This window comes from Planotetraspora kaengkrachanensis, assembly GCF_016862895.1.
In the GTDB taxonomy this organism is placed as follows: Bacteria; Actinomycetota; Actinomycetes; order Streptosporangiales; family Streptosporangiaceae; genus Planotetraspora; species Planotetraspora kaengkrachanensis.
On record NZ_BONV01000019.1, the window covers coordinates 69,940 to 88,833 of the forward strand.

Sequence of the window (18,894 nt, forward strand, 5' to 3'; positions counted from 1 at the left end):
GTTTACTCCGTGGGCTTCGTCAATCGTGTCCAGGAGCTCGCCGCTCTCGAAGAGTGGTGGGCTCAGCCGTATCCGCGCCCGGCCCTGATCTCGGGACGGAGGCGCGTGGGGAAGACGGCGCTGATCCGCCGGTTCGCCGAGGGCCGCAGGCTCGTCTTCTACACCGGAGCAGGCAGCGCGCCGACGTTCGAGCTGGCGCAGCTCTCCCGAGAGGTGGCGGCGGCGCTGCCGGGCGGGCTGCGGCAGCTCGAGGTGTCGCCGTACCGGGACTGGTATGACGCGTTCGAGCATCTCGCCTCCCAGGCGGAGCGGGATCCCCTGCTGCTGGTCCTGGACGAGTTCCCCGAGCTGACCGCGATGTCTCCGGATCTGCCGGGCATCATGCGCGCGGTCCTGGACCGGATCCAGGGACGGACGAAGCTGCGCATCCTGTTGAGCGGATCCTCGGTCCGGGCGATGTGGGAGATGCAGGAGTACCGGGCTCCGCTTTACGGCCGTTTCGACCTGGCGATGCAGCTCCACCCGTTCCGCCCGCATGAGGCGGCGCTGATGTTGCCGAAGCTGTCCCCGGAAGATCGGGCCATGGTCTACGGGATCGTCGGAGGGGTGCCGCTCTACCTCTCGCTCTGGGACCAGGACGGCTCGATCGAGGACAATCTGCGCCGTCTGGCGGTGCGCCCGTCGGCGCCTCTCTACAACGAAGGCCGGCTGATTCTGGCCACCGAGTTGGGGGCCGGTCATCAGCCGGCGGCGGTTCTGGACGCGATCGCGGCAGGCAGGACCCGTTTCCAGGAGATCGCCGATGCCGTGGGGACCGATCCAACGCGCACGCTGGAGCGGCTCATCGAGCTGCGGCTGGTCGAGCGTCTGATCCCCGTGACCGAGGATGAGAGGAAATCGAGGCGGAGGATCTACCGCATCGCCGACAACTTCCTCGGCTTCTATCTCGGCCCCCTGATGCGCAACAGATCGAAGATCGAGATCGGCCTGGGCGACACGGTGCTGCCCGTCATCGCCGAAGGGCTCGACGACCACATGGGAGCCGTCTATGAGGACGCGTTCCGAGACCATCTGCGCCGTCGCGCGCCGGAGATCGATCCGCAGGTCGTCGCAGTCGGCCCCTGGTGGGAGGCGGACGGTCAGAACCAGATCGACGCGGTCGTCCTGCGCGGCCGCGCCCGCGAACCGGTTCTGGCCGGCGAGTCGAAATGGGCCAGGTCGGTGTCCGCCCCGCGGATCATGGCGAAGCTGTCCGCCAAGGCCGCTCGTCTCGTGCCGGATCCCGAAGGAATTCGGTACGCGATCTGCGCGCGGACCGAGGTGACACACGCGGATCCGAGGCTCATGGCGGTGACGGCCGCGGACATTTTCGCTCCCGAAGGAGGCTGAGATGAAGTCGGTGATCGTGGTCGGGGCGGGCGTCTGGGGCCTGTCGTTGTCGTTACGGCTGGCCGAGACCGGTTGGCGGGTGACCCTGGTCGAGCAGTACGCGCCCGGCCACGTCCGTCAGGCGAGCGCGGGCCACACGCGACTGCTGCGCAGCTCGCACGGGTCGGACGAGTGGTACGCGCGGATGGCCTGGCGGGCCAGGGAGGCCTGGCTGCGGCTCGGTGAGCGGGCGGGTGAGGAACTGCTCGTCGAGTCGGGACTGATGTGGTTCGCCTATCAGGAGGACGGCTGGGAGAGCAGAAGCGCCCAGGTCCTGAAAAATCTAGAAATCCCGCATGGGCTGCTCGAACCCGAGAAGGCCGGTCGCCGGTTCCCCTCCTTCCGGGGAGACGATCTGGCCTTCGTCCTGTGGGAGCCGAAGGCGGGCGTCCTCAGAGCCCGGGAGGCCACGCTGGCGGTCGCCAGGCTCGCGCGGGCCGCCGGGGTCACCTTCGTCCGCGCCAGGGCCGTGCCGTACGGCGAGCGGACGGGCGTGGTGGCCGACGGCGAGGTGCTGACCGCGGACCGGGTCGTGTGGGCGTGCGGCGCCTGGCTGCCCGGTCTGTTCGACGTGCCGATGACGATCACCAGACAGGACACGTTCCACTTCGCCGTCCCCCGCGACTGGACGTCGCCGCCGCTGCCGGCCTTCTGCGACTTCGACCTGTCGGCCTACGGGCACGGCGACATCGGCGGGGCCGGCATGAAGGTCACCAGCGACGCCGAGGGCGAGCCGTACGACCCGGAGACCGGGAGCCGGCAGGTGACGGCGGCCGGCGAGGAACTCGCGCGGGACTACCTCGGCCGCCGGTTCCCCGCGCTCGCCGGCGCACCGGTTCTGTTCAGCCAGGTCTGCCAGTACGCACTGACCGCCGACGCCGAGTGGATCATCGCGGAGGCGGCCGACGGGGTCTGGCTGCTCGGCGGCGATTCCGGGCATGGCTTCAAGCACGCCCCGGCTCTGGCCGAGTACGTCGCCGACGTGGTGGACGGCCTGGCCGAACCCGATCGGAGGTTCGGCCTGCACGAGCGGGTGCCCGCCCGGGGGCTCAGGACGAGCGGCTCTCCAGCCACACGCCGAACTCCTTCAGGTTGATCCGGCCGTCGCCGTCGGCGTCAACCTTGGCGATCGCATCCTCGGCGCCGTCGGCGGTGATCGGCTGGCCGAGCACGTCCATGAGCCGGACCAGTTCGGCGGCCGAGATCAGACCGTCGTTGTCGCCGTCGATGAAGGCAAATGTCGTGGTGTAGTCGCTCATGTCGTCCTCCTGGGGGATTGGCGCACAGCACCCTAGCCGATCAAGGCCTTCTCCTCAGGTCGTAGCCTGGAACTTGTGGGTGAACCTTCGCCGCGCGGGACGACGTCCCGCATCCTCGTCGTCGACGACGAGCCGCAGATTCTCCGCGCGCTGCGGATCAACCTCGCCGCGCGCCGTTACGAGGTCGAGGTCGCGCCCGACGGGAGCGCCGCCCTCAGGCTGGCGGCCGAGTGGCATCCCGACCTCGTCGTCCTCGATCTCGGCCTGCCGGACATGGACGGCGTCGACGTCATCCACGGGCTGCGCGGCTGGACCAGCGTCCCGATCATCGTGCTGTCCGGGCGGCCGGGGAGCTCCGACAAGGTCGACGCCCTCGACGCCGGCGCCGACGACTACGTCACCAAGCCGTTCGGGGTCGACGAACTGCTGGCGCGGATCCGGGCGGTGACCCGGCGCACCGAACCCAAGGAGACCGGGGAGTCGAAGGTGCTGCTCGGCGATCTGGAGATCGACCTGGCCAACAAGACGATCTCCAGTGGCGTACGGCTGACGCCGACGGAATGGCACCTGCTGGAGATCCTCCTGCGCAACCCGGGCAAGCTCATCAGCCAGCGCCATCTGCTGACCCAGGTGTGGGGTCCCGCGTACCTGAAGGAGACCAACTACCTGCGGCAGTACATGGCGCAGTTGCGCCGCAAGCTGGAGCCCAATCCCGGCCGCCCGGAGCATCTGCTGACCGAGCCGGGGATGGGCTACCGCTTCCAGCCGTAGGCGCCTTTCTGAGGCGTCACTCTCACCCCAGAAGGCGCTCCAGCTCCTCCACGCCCAGGGTGCCGGGCGCCAGCCGTTCGCGGGCGAACCGGTCGGACTCCCGCTGGAGCACGAGGTTGACCGGGGTCGGCACGCCATGCAGACGGCCGAGCAGCACGATCTCCCCGTTGAGGTAACCGGTCTCGATCGAGCCCGTGCTCCTGGCCAGGCTCTGCCATGAGGACCCTCCGCCGCGGGAGACGCCGTCCAGGGGAGCGACCTCGACCGAGTCCCCCCGCGTCGCCCGCTCCTCCTCCCGGGAGGCGTACGGGATGCCGGCGGCGTCGAGGACGGCGCGGCCCTCCTCGTAGGCCCGCTGGATGATCTTCTGCCGGCCGTCCGCGTGGCCGCAGAGCGCGTCGACGGCGTTTCCGAGGTTGGTCAGCAGCTTGGCGTACTTCCAGCGCATGACGTCGGCGACGGCGAAACCGGCGAAGTTGCTCGCGCTGAGGTCGGCCGCGATCCGCTCGGCGGTTCCGTCCACACCCTGGGGATAACGCCCGACCGGAAGCATCCCGGACAGCGGCCTGCCGTACGACGCGACGATCCCGGGTTCGAGATGCAGCGCTGGCATCCACACGCACATGCCGTAGACCTGGGCGAACCGGCGCAGGGCGATCCGCTCGTTCTCCACGGCGTTCTGCGCGCAGACGAGCGGCAGCCGTTCCGCGGCCCGGCCGCCCCCGTCGACCGGCGCGTCCGCCCACGCGTCGAGGGCGGCCGCCGTGTCCTGGGTCTTGGTCGCCAGGACGAGCACGTCGTCGCCGCCGAGCCGTACGGGCCCGTCCGCGACCGGCACCGGCAGACGGTCCTCACCCTCGGGGGTGATCAGGCGCAGCCCGCCGTCACGTAAGGCCTCGTGGTGTGCGCCGCGCGCGACCAGGAGGACGTCGTGGCCGCTCTGGAAGAGCCGGCCGCCGATGGTCCCCCCGATGGCGCCGGCGCCGATGATGACGTATCGCACCGCTCGATCCTGGCATGTGGCGCCGGGGCGGGGTTCCAGCAGGTCCCGGGAACGAATATGCTGCGAGCAATTCACTTTCGCGCGCGTCACACCGGAGGACACAGGCCCATGTACAAGGAGTTTCTCGGCGAGGTCGTCGTTTGGCTGATCCCGGTCGTCATCCTTGTCGGACTTGCGTACCTGATCACCCAGCCCGCCTAGCCGTTTCCCGGAAGGCCCCGGCCGCGCCTGTCAGCCGTCCGCGGAGTCCTTGGCCTCCCAGCGCAGCAGGTCTCCCGGCTGGCATTCCAGCACGTCGCAGAGTGCGGCGAGCGTCGTGAAGCGCACCGCCTTGGCGCGGCCGTTCTTGAGCACCGCCAGGTTGGCGGGCGTGATCCCGACGCGGTCCGCGAGGTCGCCCACGGACATCTTCCGTTTGGCGAGCATCACGTCGATGTCGACGACGATCGGCATCAGATCACCTCGTCAAGCTCGGCCTGCATCTGCGCGGCCTCGACGTCGCGCGCGACGGCCTGGGCGAGCAGCATCCGCAGCACGAGCACGATGAGTGCGACCCCCAGGATGGCCACGCCGATCCCGCCCATGATGACGGTGACGCCCGGGTCGTCCCGCTGGCCCGGCGCATTGAAGGCCGTGACCGCGAACCACACGAGGGCGGCCGCCACGATCGCGCCGATCACGCCGTCCACGTACCGGAAGGCGGCGTGGGAGAACACGGTTCCGCGTCGCACCATCGTCACCAGCCGCCATACGCAGACCAGGGCGACCTGCACCGACACCATGCCCAGGATCGTGATCACGCGCAGCGGGGTCAGCGGGAGCGACCCGTCCTCCGGGTCGCTCCCACTGACCAACGCCCACACCATCCCTGCCTGTACGAACACGGTGCCGGTGAGCACCACCGCGAGCACGGCGCGCAGCGCGAGCACTGTCAGTCTGCCCATCGCATCTCCTTCGATCGAGTCACGATGGAAATGTATCGAAATTCGATAGGTGCGGCAAGCTGGGGTGTCAGTTCGCCGGCAGCAGCCCGTCGATGATCGTCTGCTCCATCAGCCGATAGGTCGTGTCCAGGTCCTCGGGGAGTCCGAAGCCTCCGGCGACCTCAAGCGCGGCGAAGCCGTGCACGGCCGCCCGCAGGCAGCGTGCTGAGTGGAGGACGGCCTCGCCCTCGAGTCCGCACCCGCGCAACACGGCGAGGACGACCTCCATCAGCCGCCTGCCGGACTCTTCGAGCGCGGGATGCTGCAGCGGGGCCGGGGGCATGGCCGCGTAGCGGGCCGGGTGGTCCACGGCGTAGCGACGCCACACCCGCATCAGCGCCGTGACGGCATCGGGGCCGCTGCGGCCCATCACGGCGGCGCCCACCAGTTCCGTCATCTCCTCCATGACCCGGCGCGCGATCAGCGTGCGCAACTCCTCGAGGTTCCGCACGTGCTTGTAGAGGGACGGCGTGGCCACGCCGGTGCGGGTGGCGACCGCGGACAGCGTGAGAGCCTCCGGTCCCTGTTCGTCGACGATGGTGAGCGCGGCGTCGACGACGGCGGCCGGGGACAGACCCGCTCTAGGCACTGACGGTCTCCAGGAGGAACTGGCGGATCGCCTCGGCGGTCGCCCCGGGCATGTCCTGGTAAGGGTAGTGTCCCGATCCCTCGATCATCGCCAGCCTGGCGGCCGGGGCCATCAGGTCGACCGCCATGCGGGCCTCCTCCTCCGGATCGGGGAAGTCGGGGTCCCGGGTGCCCATCATGATCAGCACCGGGCGGTGCACGTCTCCGGCGCGCTCGGTCCAGCGGACCTCGGTCGGCTCGATGACTCCCCGGGTCGCCGCCATCCTGCCGGGCTCCGCGAGCACGGCCCTGAGGCGGCGCACGTGGTCGCCGAGGTCCGCGGGCTTCGTGTTCGGGAACAGCGTCCTGTAATAGACGCCCCACAGCCGGGGGCTGCGCAGGACCAGGCCCTGGGCCGCCCGCATGAAGAAGTTGAGCTGGGCGTCGCGGACGAACGGACTGATCAGCACCGCGCCCGCGACGTCGCCGGGGGAGTCGGCCGCGGCCCAGGTCACCGCCGCCGTGCTGGAGGAACTGCCGACCAGTACGGCCGGGCCGCCGAGGTGGCGCACCAGGGCGAGCAGGTCGCCCGCGACGTGCTCGGGGGCGTACGACGGCCAGTCGGCGCTCGACTCACCGTGTCCGCGCACGTCGACGACGGCGACCCGGTACCCCGCCTCGGTCAGGCGCGGCGTCAGGTGCCGGTAGGCGGCGCGGGTGTCGCCCATGCCGTGCGCGCACACCACGAGAAGGCCGTCCTGAGGTCCGTCGACGCTGTAGGCGAGCCGCCCTCCGGGCAGATCGAGGAACTCCGTGTCACCCTTGCTAACGTTCATAGCTGAAAAGCTAAAGTGTTTAGCCTACGAGTGTCAACCGCCAGATCAATACCGGTTCTTGACGTCTTGGGAGTCGGGCCGTATGCACGGCGCTCAGTAGCGTTTCGTGATGTGGCGGCCATGGACAGGTTGCGCTCGTGGTTCCTGGAAGGGCTCCAGCACGCGGACCTGAAGGCCGTCGGGCCGCACGGTCCCGAGGCCCCGCACGCGCGGCATCCGTGGTGGCAGGTCATGTGCCTGACCGGCGTCGACTACTTCTCCACACTGGGCTATCAGCCCGGCATCGCCGCGCTCGCGGCCGGCGCGCTGTCCCCGATCGCCACGCTCTTCCTCGTGCTCCTGACGCTGCTGGGCGCTCTGCCGGTCTATCGGCGCGTGGCTGTGGAGAGCCCGCACGGCCAGGGCTCGATCGCCATGCTGGAGCGGCTGGCCCCGAAATGGTGGGGCAAGGTGTTCGTACTGGTCCTGCTGGGGTTCGCCGCGACGGACTTCGTCATCACGATGACCCTGTCGGCGGCCGACGCCACCGCGCACATCCTGGAGAACCCGTTCGCGCCGCGAGTCGTGGAGGGGCATCAGGTCGCGGTGACGCTCGGCCTGCTGGCGTTGCTGGGCGCGGTGTTCCTGGTGGGGTTCAGGGAGGCCATCGGCATCGCTGTGGTGCTGGTCGGCGTCTATCTGGCGCTCAACGCGGTGGTCGTCGGGACTGCTCTGGTCCACATCGGCGAGAATCCGCCCGTCGTCGAAGACTGGCGGCGCCTGTTGCTGACCGAGCACAGCAGCCCGCTCGCGATGATCGGGGTCTCCTTGCTGGTGATGCCGAAACTGGCCCTCGGGCTGTCCGGGTTCGAGACGGGCGTGGCCGTGATGCCGCTGGTCAAGGGGGATCTGGACCGACGGATCCGGGGGACGAGGCGGCTCCTGACGACCGCCGCGCTGATCATGAGCGTCTTCCTGATCTTCAGCAGCTTCGCCACGAGTGTGCTGATCCCGGAGGAGGAGTTCCGCAAGGGCGGGCGCGCGAACGGCCGGGCACTGGCCTATCTCGCCCATGAGCACCTTGGCGACTACTTCGGGACGTTCTACGACGTCAGCACGATCGCGATCCTGTGGTTCGCCGGGGCCTCGGCGATGGCCGGCCTGATCAACCTCGTGCCCCGCTACCTGCCCCGGTACGGCATGGCTCCCAACTGGACGCGGGCCGTCCGGCCACTGGTCCTGGTGTTCACCGCGATCGCCTTCGCCATCACGATCATCTTCAACGCCGACGTCGACGCCCAGGGCGGCGCGTACGCCACGGGCGTGCTGGTGCTGATCCTCTCCGCGGCCGTCGCGGTCACCCTCTCGGCCCGCAGGCAGGGACACCGCAGGCTCACGGGCGTGTTCGTCGTGGTCGACATCGTGCTCGCGTACACGCTGGTGGCCAATGTGATCGAACGTCCCGACGGCGTGAAGATCGCGTCCTTCTTCATCGTGGCGATCATCGTCACCTCGCTCATCTCACGGGTGACTCGGTCGATCGAGCTCCGGGTCACCAGTGTCCGCCTCGATCCGGCCGCCGAGGACTTCGTCAACGATGCGGTCGGCGGGATCCACCTCATCGCCAACGAGCCCGGCGTCCGCGACCAGGCCGAGTACAACGAGAAGCTGCGTGAGCAGTGGCTGACCCACCGGCTCCGCAGCGAGGAGCCGATCATGTTCGTCGAGGTGACCGTGCCGGACGCCTCGGAGTTCGAGGCCGAGGTGCGGGTCTGCGGCGAGGACCGGTGGGGCCACCGCGTGCTGCGCATGGAGAGCCCGACGGTGCCGAGCGCACTGGCCGCGCTCCTGCTCTACCTGCGTGACCGCACGGGACAGGTGCCGGACATCTACTTCCACTGGGCGGAGGGCAACCCGGTCGTCGCCATGATCCGCTATGTGCTGTTCGGCGGCGGAGACGTGCCCGCGCTGACCCGTGAGGTGCTGCGCAAGGCCGAGCCCGACGTCGCCTGCCGGCCACACGTGCATGTCGGTTAGCTCAAGACCTTGACGCGGGCTTGGCCCTATGGCGTCCGCCGCCGTGTTTACCCTGGCCATAGAGGCACGGGATCTTGTCACGGGGAGGCCTCCATGGTCGGCATGACATCTGTGGCCCTGCTCGCCGTACTGGGGACGACGATCGCCGTGCCCGCCGCCGGGACGCCACCGCCGTCGCCGTCGGGCTCGAAGGTGAGCGCCGTGATCAAGGACGTGCACGGCCAGTCCGTCGGGACGCTCCAGATCGAGGACAACGGCAGCGGCAAATCCCTGGTCACCATCGCGGTCGCCGGCCTGTCCCCGGGCTTCCACGGGCTGCACATCCACAGCAGGGGCGTCTGCGACGCCAAGTCGATCGATCCCACCACGGGCAGCCCGTTCTTCAACGCGGGCCCGCACCTGGGCGAGGGCGACCATCCGAACCACACGGGCGACCTGCCGAACCTCCTGGTGGGAGAGGACGGGATCGCCGGGGCCAGCTATGTGACGAACCGTTTCGTCGTCAGGCAGCTGCTCACCCGGCAGGGCACCGCGGTCGTCATCCATTCGAAGCCGGACAACATGGCCAACATCCCCGCCCGATACCGGTCCGACGGGAAGACGGGCCCGGACGCCGAGACGCTGAAGGCGGGAGACTCCGGTGTCCGGACCGCCTGCGGCGTCATCGGGAGCCGCTAGGCGCGCTTCCCTGCCGGACGTGAGGTTTCCCGCCCCCGGCTGGTGGGAGGCCGGGGGCGGGAAACGCGGGGTGGATGGTCTGGAGGACTTCGGATGGACCGGAGGTCGTCGGCCTACTTCTTCAGGTAGCGGGACGAGGCCCAGCCAGGCTGCCCGTCGGAGGTCGTCACGGCGACCCAACCGCGCCACGCGCTGCACGCGCCGGCGAAGCGGCCGTCGGCCTGGTCGAGCGTTCCGATCCGCTCGTAGGTGAGGCCCGGCCCCTTCCTCACCTGGAGGTCGCCGCCCTTGCGCAGGTTGGCGACCCGGTAGCTGCAGGAGAGCGCCGGACGCCGGATGAGCGAGGGGTGGGGAGTGGGGATCCGGTACAGGTAGCCGGCGGAGGCCCAGCCGAGCCTGCCTGAGGAGGACGTCAGCGCCACCCAGCCGCGAGTGACGCCGCATGCTCCGAGGAAGCGGCCGTCGGCCGTCGTGAGCTCCCCGATCGGCCGGTAGCGCAGGCCCGGTCCCTGCCTGACGTTGAGGAAGCTCGACGGGCGGACCTTGACCACCTGATAGGTGCACGACATGGGCGGCCGGTACGGCTCGTGCACCGGCTTGACGACGGGCACGGCGGCCGGTTCGTCGATGGGCTTGGTGGCGCCCATGGCGGGCGCGGAAGCGATCACGAGCACCCCCGCGGTGGCGCACAGGGTCAGGGCGGGGATGATCCGCTTGACGATTGCCACGGTGGCTCCCTTCGGACGCGTTGTCACTCTCGGTTGTAACCAGTTACTCTCTGTTTACAACGCCAGGACGTCCACGCGGGATTTCTTTACCGTTAAATGGCGAGCGAGTAGCGGAATGTCCTCGATGGTCATGGTTCTCGATGGCTCTTTTCTTTGCAGGTCGTGGCGTTTCCCGGGACCGCACCCGGGGGGATCCAGACAGCGGGCGACGCCCAAGAAGCGGTCAAGAAGATCTCCACGGGGTGGCCGCCGCGTATTCGAGGAGTGGTTGCGACATGTCCTCAGCCGACTGGACCCGGGCAGTGGCGACGATGTTGCCGCCGGGGTTGCCGCCGGGGTTGCCGACGACGATGCCGCCGGTGTCGGAGCGGACCTGGACGGCTGTGCTCCTGGTCGGCGCCTCCACCGTCGCCGGCGCCTGGCTGGCCCGGCGCAACTCCCGGCGGTTGACCGCATGGCTGGCGGTCACGTCGGCGTTGATGCTGGTCACGGCCCTCGCCGATCTGCTGCCCGACGCCTGGAGCGACGCGGTCGCCTGCGGCGTCCCCCTGTGGGCCGTGGGACTCGCGGCGGCCTTCGGCTTCCTGATGATCACGCACCACAGCCGCAAGTCCTGCGCCTGCGACCTGGAAACCACACGGCCGCACGCCGCCGAGCACGCCCCCGGGCGGCATCGCCGTGTGCGCGGCATGGTCGGCGCGGCCGTCTTCGGCGGACTCGAGACCGCGGCAGCGCTCACTCTGCACCGGGCGATCGAGGGAGCCACCCTGGCGTTGAACGCCACCCTCGTCGTGGTGATCGCGCTGATGGTCCATTCGGCCAGCGAGGGGCTGGCCCTGGCCGCGCTGCTCGACGTGGGCGGGCAGCGCCTCACCCCGTGGCTGGTCGTGGCCTGCGTGAGCCCGGCCGTCGGAGTGCTCGCCGCGACCGTGAGCCCGCTTCCCGGCCAGGTGGTGCCGATCCTGCTGGGCATGGTGACGGGAGTCGCGGTGCGTACGGCCATCGCCGGCATGCACCACGCCGCCAGCAGGCACGAGCGGGTGATCGTGTCCAAACGCCATCTGGACGTCGCCGCGGCGATCGTCGTGACCGGCGGCGTCGTCCTCGTGGGCGCCTACGGCGTGCGGACCCATCGCGACAACGACGGCCACCCGCCGGCGAGCGCCCTGGGCACGCCGGCGGCCGCCGCCACCTCCACGCCCGCCGCCTCTCCCACGGCCACGTCGTCCCCGATGACCCGTGCGGACCTCGGCACGGCCGTGGCGTCCGGCCGGATGAGCCTCGCCGACGTGCTCCGCGACGACGGCGGCGTGGCCGGACGGGTCGGAGTCCTGTGGGTCCTGCGGCACCTGCCCGACTACGGGTCGGCCCGGTCCGCCGCCCTGCTCGCCGCCATCGGCGTCGACCGCAGGAGTCAGGTCGACGACCTAGACTCCCGCGAGCGCAGCGCGCTGATCAAGGCGTTCCCCCGCTCGACGGTGGTCCCGCGGCGCAGTCCCTAGCCGCCGTGGGCGCCGTGGAACGGCGTGGTGACGCCTTCGTACGCCAGGTGGAGCGCCATGCCCTGGTCGGCGTGGATGAGGTTGTGGCAGTGGTTCATCCACAGACCGGGATTGGTGGCGCGGAAGGCGACCGTCCAGACCTCGCCGGGCTGGAGGTCGAAGGTGTCCAGCCACAAGGGGCTGCCGGTCGGCGCCCGCCCGTCGCGCGAGAGCACCAGGACGCGATGCCCGTGCAGGTGCCACGGATGGATGTCGCGGCTCCGGTTGACCACGGTGAGCAGCACGAGGTCCCCCTCCGACACGATCTCGGTCGGGATCGACGGGAACGCGTGGCCGTTGACCGTGTACGCGTACAACGGCCGGCCCCCGGCCAGGGAAAGGCCGCGGTCGAGCACGAGGGTGAATCGGCGGTCGAACGTGTCCGCCGCGGTGAACGGCGTCGCGGCCGGCGTGCCGTACGTCGTGAGGTCCAGGTCGGGCCACGACTTCGTGTCCTCCGTCGCCGCCGCGGCGGAGGCCTGCCGCGTGAGCCGTACGGACGGGGTGCGGTCGTCGGTCGTCAGCACCACGTCGCGGCCGGCCGGCATGGTGAAGGCGAGGTCGTACCGGCCGCCCGCCGGAAGGCGCAGAGCCGTCCGGTCGAGCTCGCCCGGGCCGTTCAGGTCGATGCCGTCGACGGCGACCAGCCGGTACGGCGTGCCGGACAGGGTGAACCGGTGCGGGGTGTTGTCGGTGTTGACCAGGCGCAGCCGTACCGGTGTGCCCGGAGACACGCGACGGTCGATGGGCTGGTCGTGGTCGCCGACGACCGTTTCGCCGCCGAACGTGTGGACGGGGAGGGTCAGATCGACGCCTGGTGACGGCGGCCCGACGACCAGCATGCCGTACAGGCCCATCCTGACACCGAGGTCGGAGACCTCGTGGGTGTGGTACCAGAAGGTTCCCTGCCGGTCGGCGAGGAACCGGTAGACGAACTCCTGTCCGGGGAGGACCGCCTCCTGGGTGAGCCCCGGCACGCCGTCCTCACCGGCGGGGACGTCGTAGCCGTGCCAGTGCAGGGTCACCCCCGACCTGATGTCGGTGTTGCGGAGCCGTACCTCGACGAGATCCCCCACGTCCGCCGTGATCGGCGGGCCGGGGACCTGCCCGTTGAAGGTCCACGCGGCGACCTTCCGCCCGGAGGACAGCGTGATGGTGGTGGTGCCGGCGGAGAGCGTGTAGCGGCGGACGGCGCCGCCCTTCGCGGGCGTGTCCGGCCCGCGTAACGAGGTCACCGGCCGGCCCGCCGGTGTCACCGGGGAGGCGGCCGCCATCGCGAGGTGCCCCATCCCGCTGTGGCTCAGGACATGATCGCGGCCGTCGTCCATCGTGGGGGAGGGGAAGAAGGCGAGACCCGTTCCGGCCAGGCCGATCACGACAGTGATCGTCACGGCCACCTTCGGTGACCTGCCGGGACCCGCGACGATCCGCCAGGTCACCAGCATGGCGGCGGCGACCGCGGCCACGGTGACCAGGGCGGTGCTCGCAGTCGCGGGGTAGCCCAGCAGCAACGTGCCGGCCAGACCGCCCGCCGCCGCGTATCCCGCGCCCAGCAGCGACACGACGACGGCGGGCGATCCGGCGGCGCCGTCGTCCGACGGGGAACGGACCGCCCGGCCCAGCCGGGGCCCCGCCAGAGCGGTCGCGGCCGCCCCCGCGATCAGAAGCAGCGGCAGGGCGACCGTGACCTTCTCCTGTGCGAACCACCAGCCGGCGGAGGCGAGCCCGAGCACGACGCCCGTGCGAGCCAGCGAGACGAGCACCGCCGCCGCGAGGAGGGCCAGCGCCGTCCTGGGGCGGCGGGACGCGGCCGCCACGCCGGCTCCCAGCCATGTCGCAGCGGCGAGCACCGAGGCGAGCAGGTCGAGCGTCATGAGCAGGGCGGTGGTCATGACGCGTGCGCCGCCGCGCTCTTCGCGTCGTCCGCGGGCGTGCCCATGGCGAGCCGCCGGGCCTGCCGGAACACCATGGCGGAGACCATCGCGATCGCCATGCCGTTGATCGCGTGCAGCCCGAGGACCGCGAGCGAGGCGGGTGTGGTGTTGCCGGAACTGTCGTTCAGGGCATCGCCCAGCGCGATGATCAGAACCTGAACGATGATCAGTCCGAGCGGCAGGATGGTGAGGCCGATCGTGCGGCCGGGCGCCTTGGAGAGCGCGGCGGCCACGGTGGCGAGCAGCGAGACGATCGGGATGATCATCATGCCGTTCATGCTGTGCAGTGCGAACGAGCCGTCGTCCTGCGGCTTGTCGAACGCGCCGACCGCCGCGAGGTACCACTGCACCACGACGGCGGCCAGCAGCAGGCCGGCCAGCCCGAGATAGACCTTGCGCAAGGCGTGCTCCCTTCCATGTGGACCAACAGTGGCGATGGTGTCCCGGCATGGGTCGCCCCGTCGTCCGCCGCCCGGCGACTCGTCGCCTACGGCCCAAGGAGTACGCCCTCCCCCTCAGCTACTCCCCAAGGGTTCCCCGAGGGTTCCCGGTGGTTCCCCCGGGAACGCCCGGGGGAACCCCCAGGGCGTGATCATGCACAGCTACTCCCCGGGGCGTGATCATGTACAGGATCGCCCGCGCGCCGTCCGGCCTGCGGAAACACCATCCGTGATCATGCACGGATTCTGGAAAATGCCGTGGGACCTGCGAGGACGCCGTTCGTGATCAGGCAATGGGCGATGGCGTCGGGGGCATGAGGCGTTCGCCGGTCGGGTGGGGGACGCGTGTCGTGCATGATCGCGCACGACAGTCCGCCAGGTGGCGTCGACGACGGCCGAATCTGTGCATGATCACGGATGGTGTTTGCGCAGGCCGTGCCATACGGCGCCGAATCTGTGCATGGTCACGGATGGTGTTTGCGCAGGCTGTGCCGTACGGGGCCGAATCTGTGCATGATCACGGATGGTGTTTGCGCAGGCTGTGCCGTACGGGGCCGAATCTGTGCATGATCACACCCGGGGTTTGGGCAGGTGGGCGGGCATGCGGGCGAGCCTGTGCATGATCACGGCGGGGGGGTGGGGGCGGAGGCGAGGGCGTCGTCGAGGGTGGGGTAGATGGGCAGCCGCCCGGACAGGCCCAGGATGTGGAACAGGCGCTGGATGTTGGGCAGCAACCCGCAGACGATCACCCGGTCGCCGCGGCCGAGCCGGGCGTAGGCGTCGAGGATGACGCGCAGCCCCGCGCTGTCGAGGAAGCGGAGTTCGGTGAGGTCGAAGACCAGCCGGTTCACCGGACGGTCGAGGAGTTCGTCCACCTGGGCGCGGAACGCGGGCTCGGTGATGATGTCGATCTCCCCGCTGACGGAGACGACCGTGAACGGAGGGCGCGTCTCGACGGTCACGCGGAAGTCGCTCATATACATCTCCGCAGCAGGCAGGAATTCAGGCGGTGCGTCGAACGTAGTAGCTACCACACCCAGATCACAGCCGATCAACGCGGACACGGACGAGCACCGTCGCGGTTCGCTATCGATACTGGAACGGTTCTTTTACTTGAACCAATCCAGTTTGTTGTTACAATCGGTAGGTATCCGTTGACCAGTGTCCGGTATTCGAGCAGATGAACGCACCCGGCATCCAAGCCGGTCGATGCGAGGGCGGGTCGAAGCCGCCGAGGCTCCTCCGGTTTCCGGAGGGCGACGACTCCTGTTGCCCGCGACACATATGCGGTGAGGCCGTCGAGGCAGACGGCGTTCTCGGCCGCCCATCACCACCACTCCCTCCCGAGAGTGGGGCGCGTGGCAACAGCATACAGTATGCAATAATCAAGGAGGAGAGACGGTGCCCGGCAGGCCCCGAACAGCGACCACGCAAGGACTTCTGGCACGTCTGCGGCCAAGGTCGATCCGCAGTCGCATCACCGCCCTGGTCACGCTTGTCGCCCTCCTTCTGCTGATCCCGACCGCGCTCGCCGAGGGCGCGGTCGGACGGCAGGCCATCACGGACGGCATGTGGCTGGCGGTCCGGCATCAGGCCGGTCTCACCGCCGCCGCCGTACGCCTCGGGCAGGTGAGCGATCCGGTGCGGCCGAGCGTCAGCGGCGTAAGCCTCGTCCAGGTGGTGAACCCGGGCCGTCACGTCGTCGACGCGTCCAGAGCGGCGCACGGCCTGCCGGCCCTGACCTCGGTCTGGCCGACCGCGATCAATCCCGAGCGGGATGTGGAGACCTGCTCGTCCGCGGCCCACCTGGGCTGCCTCCGGCTCTCCGCGCTCCGCGTCGAGCCCGCGGCGGACTCTCCGGTGGTCTACGCGGCGCGGCCGTCGGCGAGCCTGAACTCGACCGAGGTGTTCGGGCGGTTCTTCGGCCTGCAGGACGGCATGCTGATCATCCTGGCTGCCTGGGCGACCTGGTTGATCACAGGGCGCACGCTCAAGCCGGTGGACGCCATCAGGGCCGACCTCGCCACCATCAACGGCGACGACCTGAGCGCCAGGGTGCCCGAGCCGCCAGGTCAGGACGAGATCACGCGGCTCGCGCGAACCGTGAACGGCACGCTCGGCCGGATCGAGGACGCCAAGCGGATCAGCGACCGGGCGGTCGGGCAGCAGCGGCAGTTCGTCGCCGACGCCTCACACGAGTTGCGCACCCCGCTCGCGGGACTCCGTACGGAGCTCGAGGAAGCCCAGCTCCATCCTGCCGAGACCGATCTGCCTGACCTGCTCGACCACACGCTCGAGGACGTCAACAGGCTGGAGTCGATCATCACCGACCTGCTCCTGCTGGCTCGGGTGGGAGCGGACGGCAAGGCCGAACGGACGAAGGTGGATCTGTCGGAGCTCGTCAGGAACGAGGTCGCCCGGCGCCTCGACCGCCTGCCGGTCCGCCTGCGCGTGGAGCCGGGGGTGGTCGTGAACGCGATCCGGCCCCAGCTCGCCCGGGTGCTGACCAACCTGGTCGACAACGCCCAGCGGCACGCGAGGCGCGGCGTGGAGGTCCATCTGAGGCGTGACGGCGGCTACGCCGAACTGTCCGTGACCGACGACGGGCCGGGGATCATGGAGTGCGATCGCGAGCGGATCTTCGAGCGGTTCACCCGGTTGGACACCGCCCGCAGCCGGAACCACGGCGGCACCGGCCTGGGGCTGGCCATCGCGCGCGACATCGCCCACGCGCACGACGGCACCCTGGTGGCGGCCGCGTCGCCGGTGGGCGGCGCCAGGTTCGTCTTCAGGATTCCCGCGTACCAGGACTAGCCCGCGACGCCCCGGCTGTGTCCTCCGTCGGCGTCGGGATGATCACCTTCATGCACGTCCCGCCGCCCGGCGGGCTGGAGATGTCCATGGCGCCGTTGAGCACCTCGACGCGGTCGCGCAGGCCGATGAGCCCCGAGCCCCGTGCGGGGTCGGCGCCGCCGATCCCGTCGTCGCGTACGGACAGGAGAAGGCGGGACTCCTCGATCATGAGATCGACGTGCACGGTCGAGGCCTTGGAGTGCTTGGTCACGTTCGTCAGCGCCTCGGACACGATGTAGTACACGGTCACCTCGATGCGCTCGGCCAGGCGCCGGGGGGCGCTCACGTTCAGCTCGACCGGTACGGCGGAGCGGCGCGCGAGAGTGCGCAGAGCGGGGGCGAGCCCGCCTCTGGACATGATCACGGGATGCAGGCCGCGCGACAGCTCCTGAAGATCCTCGACGACGCCGGAAAGCTCCTCGGACGCGCCGGCCAACTGCTCCTTGAGCTCCGTCATGTCCGGCGAGGCGGTGGCCTCCGCCGCGCGAAGCCGTAGCCCGAGAGAGATGAGCCGCTGCTGAGTCCCGTCGTGCAGATCACGCTCGATTCTGCGGCGGGTCTCGTCGGAGGCCGCCACCACGCGGGCGCGTGAGGCGGTGAGCTGCTGGCGCATCTGGGCGTTCGCGATGGCGGTCGCGATGAGTTCGGTGAACTCGAGCATGTGCGCCTCCACGCTGGACGGCAGGTCGGGCTCGACGGACAGGGCGACCGTCGCGCCCCACAGCCGCCCCTCGGCGACGATCGGTATGCCGATCCCCGAATTGATCCCCTGCTGCCTGACCTGGGCGCAGAGACCGCCGGAAGCGGTGGCGTAGTCCGTCATCCGAGCCAGTCGCCGGGTCCGGTAGACCATGCCGGCCACACTCGGTTCGTCGACGGGCCAGCTTGTCCCGCCAGAGATCAGGAACTCGGGCCCGCGAGCGCTCCACGTGCCCACCACGTGGATCCTCCCGTCGAGGTCGAACCGGGTTATCGCCGTGTTCTCGACCTTCAGCACCCTGCCCATCTCGTCGGCGACGGCTACGAAGAGCTCCTCCGGAGCCACCCGGTGGGCGACCAACGTCGCGACGCGGCGCAGCGCGGCCTGCTCGTCGGCGACCCGTTGGAGCTCGTCGTGACTGGTCTTCAGGGCCCTGGCCGTCGTCTCGCGGTCGAGTGCCGCACACAGCAGCGCGTCGAGCGAGCGCGGAAGGCCGTCGAGAACACGCTGGAACACCGGCTCGGGGAAGTCCGCGGGGACGGCCACTCTGCCGATCGTCCTGTCGTGATCCCTGAGCTCTGTGACGGTGCGCAGGCGATCGTCCGCGGACGGCTCCAGCTCGATCATCAAACCGGGTGCCGCCAGTTCGACGGCGAGCCGGTCGGAGGCCGTACGCAGGGCCGCGCGGCAGTCTTCCCCGTTCAGCAGGACGCGGGCGAGTTCCGCCGCCAGGGCCGCCTCCTGGCGGCGCCTTTCGGCTTCGACGGCCGCCGAGCGGGCGAGAGCCGCGAAGCATCCGGACAACAACGCGACGACGAGGAAGACGGCGAGGGCCACCCACTCGGGACCGGTGTCGATCTTCATGACGTGGAAATAGCCGAAAGCCAGTGCGCTGACCAGCGCGGTCAGCGTGCCGAGCCCCCACCCCCATACGACCGAGACCGCCAGAACACCCGGCAAGTAAACTAGCCCCAGGGAACTCGGTGGCGCGATCTTCGTCAGCGGATAAGCGACAAGGGTCTCCACCGCGACCAGCAAGGCGCCCGTCAGTATCCCCGGCATGAGGGGTGGGCGCGCTGGGCGTAGCAACGACGACAACAGTCGTGCGCGCACAGTTACTGAATATACTCGGGCTCCGCCCGGGGAGATCGGGCGGG

Annotated in this window: 18 protein-coding genes; 7 read left to right on the top strand and 11 right to left on the bottom strand. The window is 70.0% G+C overall.

Annotated elements, in window-relative coordinates:
* Nucleotides 1-9 precede the first annotated feature (9 nt).
* Both Pka01_RS21775 and Pka01_RS21780 read left to right on the top strand, forming a co-directional pair.
* A complete protein-coding gene (locus Pka01_RS21775) occupies nt 10-1,389 on the top strand; it encodes an ATP-binding protein (RefSeq protein WP_203884676.1) in 1,380 nt (459 codons plus the stop codon).
* Between the two features lies 1 nt (nt 1,390).
* Nucleotides 1,391-2,524: an NAD(P)/FAD-dependent oxidoreductase gene (locus tag Pka01_RS21780; RefSeq protein WP_203884677.1), complete on the top strand. Its 1,134-nt coding sequence runs from the start codon at nt 1,391-1,393 to the stop codon at nt 2,522-2,524.
* On the opposite strand, the gene Pka01_RS21785 is transcribed toward Pka01_RS21780, so the two are convergent.
* Entirely contained in the window at nt 2,478-2,687 is a 210-nt protein-coding gene (locus Pka01_RS21785; RefSeq protein WP_203884678.1) for an EF-hand domain-containing protein, read from the bottom strand. The genes Pka01_RS21780 and Pka01_RS21785 overlap by 47 nt on opposite strands.
* 75 nt (nt 2,688-2,762) lie before the next feature.
* On the opposite strand from Pka01_RS21785, the gene Pka01_RS21790 reads away from it, so the two are divergent.
* Complete coding sequence (locus tag Pka01_RS21790) at nt 2,763-3,458, top strand: response regulator (protein ID WP_203884679.1); 696 nt, start codon at nt 2,763-2,765, stop codon at nt 3,456-3,458.
* Nucleotides 3,459-3,480: 22 nt separating this feature from the next.
* Here Pka01_RS21790 and Pka01_RS21795 read toward each other — a convergent pair whose 3' ends face one another.
* The 5 genes from Pka01_RS21795 to Pka01_RS21815 form a co-directional block, all read right to left on the bottom strand.
* Entirely contained in the window at nt 3,481-4,461 is a 981-nt protein-coding gene (locus Pka01_RS21795) for a ketopantoate reductase family protein (protein ID WP_203884680.1), read from the bottom strand.
* A gap of 231 nt (nt 4,462-4,692) precedes the next feature.
* On the bottom strand, nt 4,693-4,914 hold the full coding sequence (locus Pka01_RS21800; protein WP_203884681.1) for a helix-turn-helix domain-containing protein: 222 nt from the start codon (nt 4,912-4,914) through the stop codon (nt 4,693-4,695).
* Nucleotides 4,914-5,405, bottom strand: coding sequence for a DUF2975 domain-containing protein (locus Pka01_RS21805; protein WP_203884682.1), 492 nt, complete (start codon nt 5,403-5,405; stop codon nt 4,914-4,916). The genes Pka01_RS21800 and Pka01_RS21805 overlap by 1 nt, the downstream gene beginning before the upstream one ends.
* Before the next feature lie 67 nt (nt 5,406-5,472).
* Nucleotides 5,473-6,033, bottom strand: a complete 561-nt coding sequence (locus tag Pka01_RS21810; RefSeq protein WP_203884683.1) for a TetR/AcrR family transcriptional regulator — start codon at nt 6,031-6,033, stop codon at nt 5,473-5,475.
* On the bottom strand, nt 6,026-6,847 hold the full coding sequence (locus Pka01_RS21815) for an alpha/beta fold hydrolase (RefSeq protein WP_203884684.1): 822 nt from the start codon (nt 6,845-6,847) through the stop codon (nt 6,026-6,028). The genes Pka01_RS21810 and Pka01_RS21815 overlap by 8 nt, the downstream gene beginning before the upstream one ends.
* A gap of 120 nt (nt 6,848-6,967) precedes the next feature.
* On the opposite strand from Pka01_RS21815, the gene Pka01_RS21820 reads away from it, so the two are divergent.
* Complete coding sequence (locus Pka01_RS21820) at nt 6,968-8,863, top strand: APC family permease (RefSeq protein ID WP_239115187.1); 1,896 nt, start codon at nt 6,968-6,970, stop codon at nt 8,861-8,863.
* Between the two features lie 93 nt (nt 8,864-8,956).
* On the top strand, nt 8,957-9,541 hold the full coding sequence (locus Pka01_RS21825; RefSeq protein WP_203884685.1) for a superoxide dismutase family protein: 585 nt from the start codon (nt 8,957-8,959) through the stop codon (nt 9,539-9,541).
* 113 nt (nt 9,542-9,654) lie between these two features.
* Here the strand turns inward: Pka01_RS21825 and Pka01_RS21830 are convergent, their stop codons facing one another.
* The gene (locus tag Pka01_RS21830) at nt 9,655-10,269 is read right to left on the bottom strand and encodes an SH3 domain-containing protein (RefSeq protein ID WP_203884686.1); all 615 of its coding nucleotides are present in this window, start codon (nt 10,267-10,269) and stop codon (nt 9,655-9,657) included.
* A 275-nt stretch (nt 10,270-10,544) separates the two neighbouring features.
* Between Pka01_RS21830 and Pka01_RS21835 the strand changes: the two genes are divergently transcribed.
* On the top strand, nt 10,545-11,771 hold the full coding sequence (locus tag Pka01_RS21835) for a ZIP family metal transporter (protein ID WP_203884687.1): 1,227 nt from the start codon (nt 10,545-10,547) through the stop codon (nt 11,769-11,771).
* On the opposite strand, the gene Pka01_RS21840 is transcribed toward Pka01_RS21835, so the two are convergent.
* The 3 genes from Pka01_RS21840 to Pka01_RS21850 form a co-directional block, all read right to left on the bottom strand.
* Entirely contained in the window at nt 11,768-13,702 is a 1,935-nt protein-coding gene (locus tag Pka01_RS21840; protein ID WP_203884688.1) for a multicopper oxidase family protein, read from the bottom strand. The two genes, Pka01_RS21835 and Pka01_RS21840, sit on opposite strands and share 4 nt — an antisense overlap.
* A complete protein-coding gene (locus Pka01_RS21845; protein WP_203884689.1) occupies nt 13,699-14,145 on the bottom strand; it encodes a DUF6220 domain-containing protein in 447 nt (148 codons plus the stop codon). The genes Pka01_RS21840 and Pka01_RS21845 overlap by 4 nt, the downstream gene beginning before the upstream one ends.
* Before the next feature lie 662 nt (nt 14,146-14,807).
* Nucleotides 14,808-15,161 (bottom strand): STAS domain-containing protein, encoded by a 354-nt coding sequence (locus Pka01_RS21850; RefSeq protein ID WP_203884690.1) that lies wholly within the window; start codon nt 15,159-15,161, stop codon nt 14,808-14,810.
* Nucleotides 15,162-15,585: 424 nt separating this feature from the next.
* Between Pka01_RS21850 and Pka01_RS21855 the strand changes: the two genes are divergently transcribed.
* On the top strand, nt 15,586-16,998 hold the full coding sequence (locus Pka01_RS21855; protein ID WP_239115188.1) for a sensor histidine kinase: 1,413 nt from the start codon (nt 15,586-15,588) through the stop codon (nt 16,996-16,998).
* On the opposite strand, the gene Pka01_RS21860 is transcribed toward Pka01_RS21855, so the two are convergent.
* Nucleotides 16,973-18,799, bottom strand: a complete 1,827-nt coding sequence (locus Pka01_RS21860; protein ID WP_239115199.1) for a GAF domain-containing sensor histidine kinase — start codon at nt 18,797-18,799, stop codon at nt 16,973-16,975. The two genes, Pka01_RS21855 and Pka01_RS21860, sit on opposite strands and share 26 nt — an antisense overlap.
* Nucleotides 18,800-18,894: the final 95 nt, after the last annotated feature.

What these genes read in the sequence shown, in the direction of transcription:
- Pka01_RS21815 (WP_203884684.1), bottom strand. Translation starts at nt 6,847, where the DNA reads ATGAACGTTAGCAAGGGTGACACGGAGTTCCTCGATCTGCCCGGAGGG.
- Pka01_RS21835 (WP_203884687.1), top strand. Translation starts at nt 10,545, where the DNA reads ATGTCCTCAGCCGACTGGACCCGGGCAGTGGCGACGATGTTGCCGCCG.
- Pka01_RS21805 (WP_203884682.1), bottom strand. Translation starts at nt 5,405, where the DNA reads ATGGGCAGACTGACAGTGCTCGCGCTGCGCGCCGTGCTCGCGGTGGTG.
- Pka01_RS21860 (WP_239115199.1), bottom strand. Translation starts at nt 18,799, where the DNA reads ATGCCGGGGATACTGACGGGCGCCTTGCTGGTCGCGGTGGAGACCCTT.
- Pka01_RS21850 (WP_203884690.1), bottom strand. Translation starts at nt 15,161, where the DNA reads ATGAGCGACTTCCGCGTGACCGTCGAGACGCGCCCTCCGTTCACGGTC.
- Pka01_RS21840 (WP_203884688.1), bottom strand. Translation starts at nt 13,702, where the DNA reads ATGACCACCGCCCTGCTCATGACGCTCGACCTGCTCGCCTCGGTGCTC.
- Pka01_RS21785 (WP_203884678.1), bottom strand. Translation starts at nt 2,687, where the DNA reads ATGAGCGACTACACCACGACATTTGCCTTCATCGACGGCGACAACGAC.
- Pka01_RS21800 (WP_203884681.1), bottom strand. Translation starts at nt 4,914, where the DNA reads ATGCCGATCGTCGTCGACATCGACGTGATGCTCGCCAAACGGAAGATG.
- Pka01_RS21825 (WP_203884685.1), top strand. Translation starts at nt 8,957, where the DNA reads ATGGTCGGCATGACATCTGTGGCCCTGCTCGCCGTACTGGGGACGACG.
- Pka01_RS21780 (WP_203884677.1), top strand. Translation starts at nt 1,391, where the DNA reads ATGAAGTCGGTGATCGTGGTCGGGGCGGGCGTCTGGGGCCTGTCGTTG.
- Pka01_RS21820 (WP_239115187.1), top strand. Translation starts at nt 6,968, where the DNA reads ATGGACAGGTTGCGCTCGTGGTTCCTGGAAGGGCTCCAGCACGCGGAC.